General features: G+C 72.0%; 7 protein-coding genes. 4 read left to right on the top strand and 3 right to left on the bottom strand.

Annotated elements, in window-relative coordinates; translation table 11 throughout:
- Nucleotides 1-350 precede the first annotated feature (350 nt).
- The 3 genes from STSP_RS04620 (at nucleotide 351) to STSP_RS04610 (ending at nucleotide 4,434) form a co-directional block, all read left to right on the top strand.
- A complete protein-coding gene (locus STSP_RS04620; protein ID WP_067272358.1) occupies nucleotides 351-1,739 on the top strand; it encodes an aldehyde dehydrogenase family protein in 1,389 nt (462 codons plus the stop codon).
- Nucleotides 1,740-1,762: 23 nt separating this feature from the next.
- Complete coding sequence (locus STSP_RS04615; RefSeq protein WP_067272356.1) at nucleotides 1,763-2,845, top strand: Zn-dependent alcohol dehydrogenase; 1,083 nt, start codon at nucleotides 1,763-1,765, stop codon at nucleotides 2,843-2,845.
- A gap of 239 nt (nucleotides 2,846-3,084) precedes the next feature.
- Complete coding sequence (locus STSP_RS04610) at nucleotides 3,085-4,434, top strand: MFS transporter (protein ID WP_067272353.1); 1,350 nt, start codon at nucleotides 3,085-3,087, stop codon at nucleotides 4,432-4,434.
- A gap of 7 nt (nucleotides 4,435-4,441) precedes the next feature.
- On the opposite strand, the gene STSP_RS04605 is transcribed toward STSP_RS04610, so the two are convergent.
- From STSP_RS04605 to STSP_RS04595, 3 genes are all read right to left on the bottom strand, one after another.
- Complete coding sequence (locus tag STSP_RS04605) at nucleotides 4,442-5,431, bottom strand: DMT family transporter (protein WP_067272350.1); 990 nt, start codon at nucleotides 5,429-5,431, stop codon at nucleotides 4,442-4,444.
- 245 nt (nucleotides 5,432-5,676) lie between these two features.
- A complete protein-coding gene (locus tag STSP_RS04600; protein WP_067272348.1) occupies nucleotides 5,677-6,396 on the bottom strand; it encodes an ArsR/SmtB family transcription factor in 720 nt (239 codons plus the stop codon).
- A 140-nt stretch (nucleotides 6,397-6,536) separates the two neighbouring features.
- Nucleotides 6,537-7,187, bottom strand: a complete 651-nt coding sequence (locus STSP_RS04595; protein WP_067272345.1) for a TetR/AcrR family transcriptional regulator — start codon at nucleotides 7,185-7,187, stop codon at nucleotides 6,537-6,539.
- A 128-nt stretch (nucleotides 7,188-7,315) separates the two neighbouring features.
- Here STSP_RS04595 and STSP_RS04590 point away from each other — a divergent pair, with 128 nt between their 5' ends.
- Nucleotides 7,316-8,467, top strand: coding sequence for an acyl-CoA dehydrogenase family protein (locus tag STSP_RS04590; RefSeq protein ID WP_067272342.1), 1,152 nt, complete (start codon nucleotides 7,316-7,318; stop codon nucleotides 8,465-8,467).
- The last annotated feature ends 47 nt before the right edge of the window (nucleotides 8,468-8,514 follow it).

Here is an 8,514-nt window from a genome sequence, read left to right as displayed (position 1 = left end):
GTCGGGGCCGCGCCGGGATGTACGTCCTCGGTCTGGCGCCAGGCCGTACGTCGTTTGGGCGAGCCCAGACTTTGCGCCAGCCGCTGCGGGCGCACATCCCGCCACGTCCCCTTCGGCCGCATGGCGCCTGCGGGCCGGTGGGGTCGACCTTTGTGGGCGCCACGCCGCGACCGTTTGTGGGCAGCAGCACCGCTACCGTTGTGGGCAATCGTTCCGCAGGGCGGAACGGGTGGGCACAACCCCACGACGTAGGGTGCGTCGCGTACGGCCTGTGCCCCTGGCGCCCGAAAACTAACAGCGTTAGTTTGGGCGCCGGACGACGGACGGGACGCCGGCACGGAGGTACGCAGATGAAGGCCCACGACGCCCTCTACATCGACGGAGCATGGCGGCCCGCCGCCGGCACCGACACGATCGAGGTCGTGAACCCGGCCGACGAGCAGGTCATCGCCCACGTCCCGGCCGGAACCGCCGAGGACGTGGACGCCGCGGTCCGCGCCGCCCGCGCCGCGCTCCCCGCCTGGGCCGCAACGCCGCCCGCCGACCGCGCCGCCCGTATCGCCGCGCTGCGCGACGCCCTCGTCGCCCGCAAGGACGAGATCGCCGAAACCGTCACCGCCGAGCTCGGCTCGCCCCTGCCGTTCTCGCAGAAGGTGCACACGGCCCTGCCGATCACGGTCGCCGGCTCGTACGCCGAGCTCGCAGCGACGTACGCCTTCGAGGAGAAGGCGGGCACCTCCACGGTGCTGCTCGAACCGGTCGGGGTCGTCGGGGCGATCACGCCCTGGAACTACCCGCTCCACCAGATCGTCGCCAAGGTGGCCCCCGCCCTCGCGGCGGGCTGCACCGTCGTCCTCAAGCCCGCCGAGGACACCCCGCTGACGGCGCAGCTCTTCGCCGAGGCGGTGCATGAAGCGGGCGTGCCTGCCGGTGTGTTCAACCTGGTCACCGGCCTCGGGCCGGTCGCCGGCCAGGCGCTCGCCGAGCACGAGGGCGTGGACCTGGTGTCCTTCACCGGGTCCACCGCCGTCGGGAAGCAGATCGGTGCGGTGGCAGGGGCGGCCGTCAAGCGCGTCGCGCTGGAGCTCGGCGGCAAGTCGGCCAACGTCATCCTGCCCAGCGCCGACCTGGCGAAGGCGGTGAGCGTCGGCGTCGCCAACGTCATGTCCAACTCCGGCCAGACCTGCAGCGCCTGGACCCGCATGCTCGTCCACCGTGACCGGTACGACGAGGCGGTGCAGCTCGCGGCCGAGGCCGCCGCCAAGTACGGCGACCGTATCGGCCCCCTCGTCAACGCCAAGCAGCACGACCGCGTGCGCGGCTACATCGAGAAGGGCGTCGCGGAGGGCGCACGGCTCGTCGCGGGCGGCCCCGAAGCACCCCGCGAGCAGGGCTACTTCGTCCGTCCGACTGTGTTCGCCGACGTCACCCCGGACATGACCATCGCCCAGGAGGAGATCTTCGGCCCGGTCCTGTCGATCCTGAAGTACGAGGACGAGGACGACGCGCTGCGTATCGCCAACGGCACCGTGTACGGCCTCGCGGGAGCCGTCTGGGCGGGCGACGACGCGGAGGCGGTGGCCTTCGCACGGCGTATGGACACCGGGCAGGTCGACATCAACGGCGGCCGCTTCAATCCTCTCGCGCCGTTCGGCGGGTACAAGCAGTCGGGCGTCGGGCGCGAGCTCGGTACGCACGGCCTGGCCGAGTACCTTCAGACCAAGTCCCTCCAGTTCTGATCTCTGAGGAGCGTCCGCTCACCATGGTCCGCGCTGCCGTCCTGCCCGCCGTCGGCTCTCCCCTGGAGATCACCGAGATCGAGCTGCCCGAACCCGGACCCGGCCAGGTTCGGGTACGCCTCGCCGCCGCCGGCGTCTGCCACTCCGACCTGTCCCTGTCCAACGGCACCATGCAGGTGCCCGTACCCGCCGTGCTCGGCCATGAGGGCGCGGGCACGGTCGTCGCCGTCGGCGAGGGCGTCACGCACGTCGCACCCGGCGATGGCGTCGTCCTCAACTGGGCGCCGTCCTGTGGCAGTTGTCACGCCTGCTCGCTCGGCGAGGTGTGGCTGTGCGCCAACGCCCTGAGGGGAGTGGGCGATGTGTACGCGAAGCGGGCCCAGGACGGCGCCGACCTCCACCCGGGCCTGAACGTCGCCGCGTTCGCCGAGGAGACCGTCGTCGCCGAGGGCTGTGTGCTGCCCGCGCCGGACGGAGTGCCGCTCACCGACGCGGCCCTGCTCGGCTGCGCCGTGCTCACCGGGTACGGCGCCGTCCACCACTCCGCGCGGGTCCGCGAGGGCGAGTCCGTCGCCGTCTTCGGCGTCGGCGGGGTCGGTCTGGCAACGCTTCAGGCAGCCCGTATCGCGGGCGCATCGAAGATCATCGCCGTCGATGTCTCCCCGGAGAAGGAGGAACTCGCTCGCCGGGCGGGCGCCACGGACTTCGTGGTCGCATCCGAGAACACCGCCCGTCAGATCCGCGGGCTCACGGGCAAGCAGGGCGCGGACGTCGCGGTGGAGTGCGTGGGCCGCGCCGTCACCATCCGTACCGCATGGGAGTCCACCCGGCGCGGCGGCCGCACCACGGTCGTCGGCATCGGCGGCAAGGACCAGCAGGTCTCCTTCAACGCCCTGGAGATCTTCCACTGGGGCCGCACTCTGTCCGGCTGCGTCTACGGCAACTCCAATCCGGCCGACGACCTGCCCGTGCTCGCGGAGCACGTCCGCTCGGGCCGCCTCGACCTCGGCGCCCTGGTGACCGAGCACATCGCTCTCGACGGCATCCCGGCGGCGTTCGACAACATGCTCGCGGGCAAGGGCGGCCGGGCGCTGGTCCTCTTCTAGCGAGGGGCCTTACCGGCTCGTACCGCACCCCGGCCGCCGTCAGCGGCCGGGGTCCGAGTGCTGCCCGCGCCTCATCGCGCCTGAGCACCAACCTGTAATGCACAGGCAAAACTGCTGCTGCACAACCCGTTGACGTACATACCGTCCGGTCAGTACGTTCCCGGAAATCGTGGCGCCGCCCCCTGTTTCCGTCCCCCCACACCCCTGTTCCGTCCCCGCACCCACCGGAGTGTGCACGCATGGACACGGCACCCTCAGCAGCATCCGCTCAACCCCGCTCCGTCACCCCGGCGGACGCCCGCAACCGCCGCAAGGTGGCGACCGCCGCCGCCCTCGCCTCGGCCGTCGAGTGGTACGACTACTTCGTCTTCGGCATCGCCGCCGCCCTCGTGCTCGGCGATCTGTACTTCCCCGCAGGCAGCCCGTCCGCCGGAGTCCTCGCCGCCTTCGCGACCTTCGCCGTCGGCTTCCTGGCCCGTCCGCTCGGCGGTGTCATCGCCGGTCACCTCGGCGACCAGCGAGGCCGCAAGCCCATGCTGGTCCTCGCGCTCACCCTCATGGGCGTCGCCACCACGGGAATCGGCCTGCTCCCCACGTACCAGACGATCGGCATCGCCGCGCCCGTCCTGCTCGTCCTGCTGCGCGTCCTGCAGGGCATCGCCGTCGGGGCGCAGTGGGGCGGCGCGATGCTGCTCGCCACCGAGTACGCCCCCGAGGGCAAGCGCGGGCTCTACGGCAGCTTCGTCCAACTCGGCGTCCCGATCGGTGTGGTGACCGCCAACTCCGTCTTCCTGGTGGCCGGCGCCGCCACCAGCGAGAGCGCCTTCGCCGCCTGGGGCTGGCGCGTGCCGTTCCTCATCGGCTTCTTCGTCCTGGGCCTTGCCTGGTACATCCACACCAGGGTCGAGGAGACACCTGAGTTCCGCGCGGCCGAGCGGGCCCTCGCGGAGAAGGAGAAGGGCGAGAAGAGCTCCCCGCTGCGGACGATCCTGCGCGGGCATCTCGGCACGGTGCTGCTGGCAGGCGGATCGTTCGCCGTGAACACCGCCACCTTCTACATCCTCATCACCGGCATCCTCGACTACACGACCCGTGAGCTCGGCATGGAGCGCAGTGCGGTCCTCACCGTCTCCCTCTGCGTCAGCCTCACCCAGCTGGTTCTCATCCCCGCGTCGGCCGCTCTCTCCGACCGGATCGGACGCATCAGGATCTACGCACTCGGCGCGGTGGGCCTGGCCCTCTGGGCGGTGCCGCTCTTCCTCCTCATCGACACCGGCTCGCTGCTGTGGCTGGCGGTCGCCGCATTCGTGACCGGCTGCTTCCTCAGCATCATGTACGGGCCGCAAGCCGCGCTGTTCGCCGAGCTCTTCACCCCGGAGATGCGCTACACGGGGGCCTCGCTCGGCTATCAGATCGCCGCGATCCTCGGCGGCGGGCTGGCGCCCTTCATCATGGTGCTGCTGCTCGAGGCGACGGGCACGTCGATGGCCGTCTCGGCCTACATCGTCGGCCTGGCGCTGATCGCTCTGGTCTCGATCAAGGTCCTTGCGACCCGGGCGAGTTCGGGCTTGGGTTCCGGATCGCGCTGACTCGGGATCACCTGTTCTCCGGCTCCGGCTCCGGCTCCGGCTCCGGCTCCGGTTCCGGCTCGGGCGCGGCTGTCGCCCTGGCCGGAGCCGGAGCCGTCGTCCTCCCGCCGCGCGGGCGGGAACGCGACACGGCGACGCCCGCGAGGCACAGCGCACCGCCGCCCAGCGTCAGCAGCCCCGGCACCTCGTCGAGCGCGAGCCATGACATCAGGACGACCAGCGCGGGCACGGCGTACGTCGTCGCGCCCATGCGGCTCGCGGTCGTACGGGCCAGGGCGTACGCCCAGGTCGTGAAGGCCAGAGCCGTCGGGAACACGCCGAGGTACAGCATGTTGAGGGTCGCCGACGCGGGCGCCCGGGCCGCGTCGTGGACCAGCTGCCCCGCGAACGGCAGACACGCGACGGCTCCCACGAGACATCCGAACGTCGTGACCTGCAGTGCGGTGGCGTGCGCCAGGGCGGGCTTCTGTCCCACGACCCCGCTCGCGTACCCGATCGCCGCGAGCACGCACAGCGCGACCCCGAGGACGGACGCGCTGCCGTCGCCCGACATGGAGAATCCGACGGCGACGGCGCCCGCGAACGACACCGCCATCCCCGCGAGCAGGCGCGGCGGCAGCGGATCGCCCAGCAGCCGCCATCCGAGCACGGCGACGAGGATCGGGCCGATGTTCACCAGCAGGGCCGCCGTACCCGCGTCGACCAGCTGCTCGCCCCAGTTGAGCACCACCATGTAGAGCCCGAACCACAGCAGCCCCGACACGGCGATCCCCGGCCAGGCCCCGCGCGGCGGCCAGCCCTCTCTCCGTATGAGACAGATGACGCCCAGCGTCAGCGCCCCGGCCAGCAGCCGCCCGAGAGCCAGGGCGCCCGGGGAGTACGCGGCCCCGGCGCTGCGGATCGACACGAAGGCGGAGGCCCAGAGCACCACGGTCACCGTCGCCGCGGCTGCGGCGAGGACTTCGGGGCGCCGGGCGGGCGGGGGAGAGATCATCATGCTCCTGAGGCTAGGGAGAGGTGAGGCGCGGTGGCTCGCGGTTTCCGGACGCCGTACTGACGGATCTCCGCTCCCGGTCACGAGGCCGCGGCCCCGGTGAACCCGCAGCAGCAGCCGGTGGGCCCCGCGAAGCCCCGGCCGCCGCCATCTCGTCCCGGCGGGCCTTGCCGATGGATCGGAGTTCGCCATGCCCCGAGGCTAGGGGCCGCACAGTTCGGCGGTCACCGCAATATTCCGGGTGCCGATCACGGCAGCGCCGCCGCGTCGATGCCCAGCAGGTCGGTCAGCGCCCGCGCGCCGGTGTCCGTGACCTTCACCGCGCGCTCGGAGCCGATCCGTACGCACCAGCCGGCGTCCAGCACGTGGCGGCACAGGGCCGCGCCCGCGGCACCGGCGAGGTGCGGTCTGCGTTCCGTCCAGTCCAGGCAGCCGCGGGCCAGCGGGCGGCGGCCCGCGCGTTCGAGCCGGATACCCGACTCGTCGAACCAGCGCAGTCCCGCGTCGGTCAGGGCGAACCCGGTGTCCTGGCGCAGCAGAGCGCGCCGGGTCAGTGCGTCCGTGATCGCGATGCCGAGGCGTCCCGCGAGGTGGTCATAGCAGGTGCGCCCGCGCGCCATCGCGGAGCCGGCGCTCGACGCCCGCAGCGTCCGCGGCCGCTCGACGCGCGGCGCGGCATGCGCCGCCAGGTCCTCGACGAGCTGTGCCACCCGGTCGTCGGCCAGCCGCACATAGCGGTGCCGGCCCTGCCGCTCCTCGGTCAGCAGCCCGCCGGCGACCAGCTTTCCCAGGTGCTCACTCGCGGTCGACGCCGCCACGCCCGCGCAGCGCGCCAGTTCACCGGCGGTCCACGCCCGCCCGTCGAGCAGCGCCAGCAGACAGGCGGCGCGCGTCTCGTCGGCGAACAGTCCGGCGAGCGCGGCGAGCTGAGGCGCGGCGGAATCCCTGGACGGCCTGGTGGCTCTCATGGATTCAGGATGCGGCAGGGAAGGTTCGGTGCGGACCGAAGGGTTCGCGGGGCGTTCGGGCGTCAGGTCAGGGGCAGCGGCCGGCGACGCCCACGGTCACGGCACGGCGGCTCACGACGCCACGGCAACGGCACGGCGGCTCACGACGTCTGCGTCGCCGACGCCAGCTGCTCGTACTGCATCGCCAGCCCGTCCAGCAGCGCCCGCAGCCCCGTCTCGAAGGCGCGCTCGTCGATCTTCTGCTGGCGCTCGGCGAGCAGATGCGCCTGGCCGAGGTGTGGATAGTCGGACGGGTCGTACGCCGACTCGTCGTCGACGAAGCCCCCGGCGAAGGAACCCAGCGCGGACCCCATGACGAAGTACCGCATCAGGGCGCCGATCGACGTCGCCTGGGCGGGTGGCCAGCCCGCCGCGACCATGGCGCCGAACACAGCGTCCGCGAGGCGCAGCCCCGCCGGACGGCGGCCGGGGCCCCGGGCGAGGACCGGCACGATGTTCGGGTGGTCGGTGATGGCCGCGCGATACGACACGGCCCAGTCGTGCAGCGCCGTCCGCCAGTCCCGGCCGTCCTCGAACATCGACAGATCGACCTGCGCGCTGACCGAGTCGGCGACCGCCTCGAGGATCTCGTCCTTCGTACGGAAGTGGTTGTAGAGCGACGGTCCGCTCACCCCGAGCTCGGCGGCGAGGCGCCGTGTCGACACGGCCGCGAGGCCCTCGGCGTCCACCAGCGCACGCGCCGTCTCGACGATGCGGTCGGTGCTCAGCAGGGGCTTGCGCGGTCGGGCCATGCGGCACATAGTAGGGCTGCCCGACGGAAACTAGCAGTGATAGTTAAAGTGGTCCGTGGACCCGTTTACCCGTGGATCCGTGGATCCGTCGACTCCGGAGTCGATGCGCAAGTGGGGAGCGTTCGCTGATGAACCTGGAGCTCAGCGAGGAGCAGGCCGCCGTACGGCAGCTCGCCAGGGACTTCGTGGAGCGCGAGATCGTCCCGCACGTCGTCGAGTGGGACCGCGCCGAGAGCGTGGACCGGAGCATCGTGAAGAAGCTCGGCGAGGTGGGCTTCCTCGGCCTGACCATCGACGAGGAGTACGGCGGCTCGGGCGGCGACCACCTCGCGTACTGCCTCGTGACGGAGGAGCTCGGCCGTGGCGATTCATCCGTGCGCGGCATCGTCTCCGTCTCGCTGGGCCTGGTCGCCAAGACCATCGCGCACTGGGGCAGCGAGGAGCAGAAGCGGCAGTGGCTGCCGGGGCTGACCTCCGGCGAGTACGTCGGCTGCTTCGGCCTCACCGAGCCCGGCACCGGGTCCGACGCGGGCAGCCTCGCGACCAGGGCGGTCCGCGACGGCGACGCGTACGTCATCAACGGCACGAAGATGTTCATCACGAACGGCACCTGGGCCGATGTCGTCCTCCTCTTCGCCCGCACCAACGACAGCCCCGGCCACAAGGGCGTCTCCGCCTTCCTGGTGCCCACGGCCTCGCCGGGCCTGACGCGCCGCACCGTCCACGGCAAGCTCGGCCTGCGCGGCCAGGCCACCGCCGAGCTGGTCTTCGAGGACGTACGCGTCCCGGCGTCGGCGATGCTCGCCCCCGAGGGCAAGGGCTTTGCCGTCGCCATGTCCGCTCTCGCCAAGGGGCGTATGTCGGTCGCCGCCGGCTGCGTGGGCATCGCGCAGGCCGCGCTGGACGCGGCGGTGCGGTACGCGACCGAGCGCGAGCAGTTCGGCAGGACCATCGCGCACCATCAGCTGGTCCAGGAGCTGATCAGCGACATCGCCGTGGACGTCGACGCCGCGCGGCTGCTGACCTGGCGGGTCGCCGATCTGATCGACCGCGGGCAGCCCTTCGCCACCGAGTCGTCCAAGGCGAAGCTGTTCGCCTCGGAGGCCGCGGTACGCGCCGCGAACAACGCCCTTCAGGTCTTCGGCGGCTACGGCTACATCGACGAGTACCCGGTCGGCAAGCTGCTGCGCGACGCACGCGTCATGACGCTCTACGAAGGCACCAGCCAGATACAGAAGCTGGTGATCGGCCGCGCGCTGACGGGCGTATCGGCCTTCTGAGCCACTCGCTTCCGCGCTGCGCGCGCGGCCGAGGGCCTGCGCGCACG

This window comes from Streptomyces jeddahensis (genome assembly GCF_001642995.1).
Lineage (GTDB): Bacteria > Actinomycetota > Actinomycetes > Streptomycetales > Streptomycetaceae > Streptomyces > Streptomyces jeddahensis.
The sequence above is the reverse complement of the archived record's forward strand: the minus strand, read 5'-3'. Positions and strand labels throughout refer to the sequence as shown.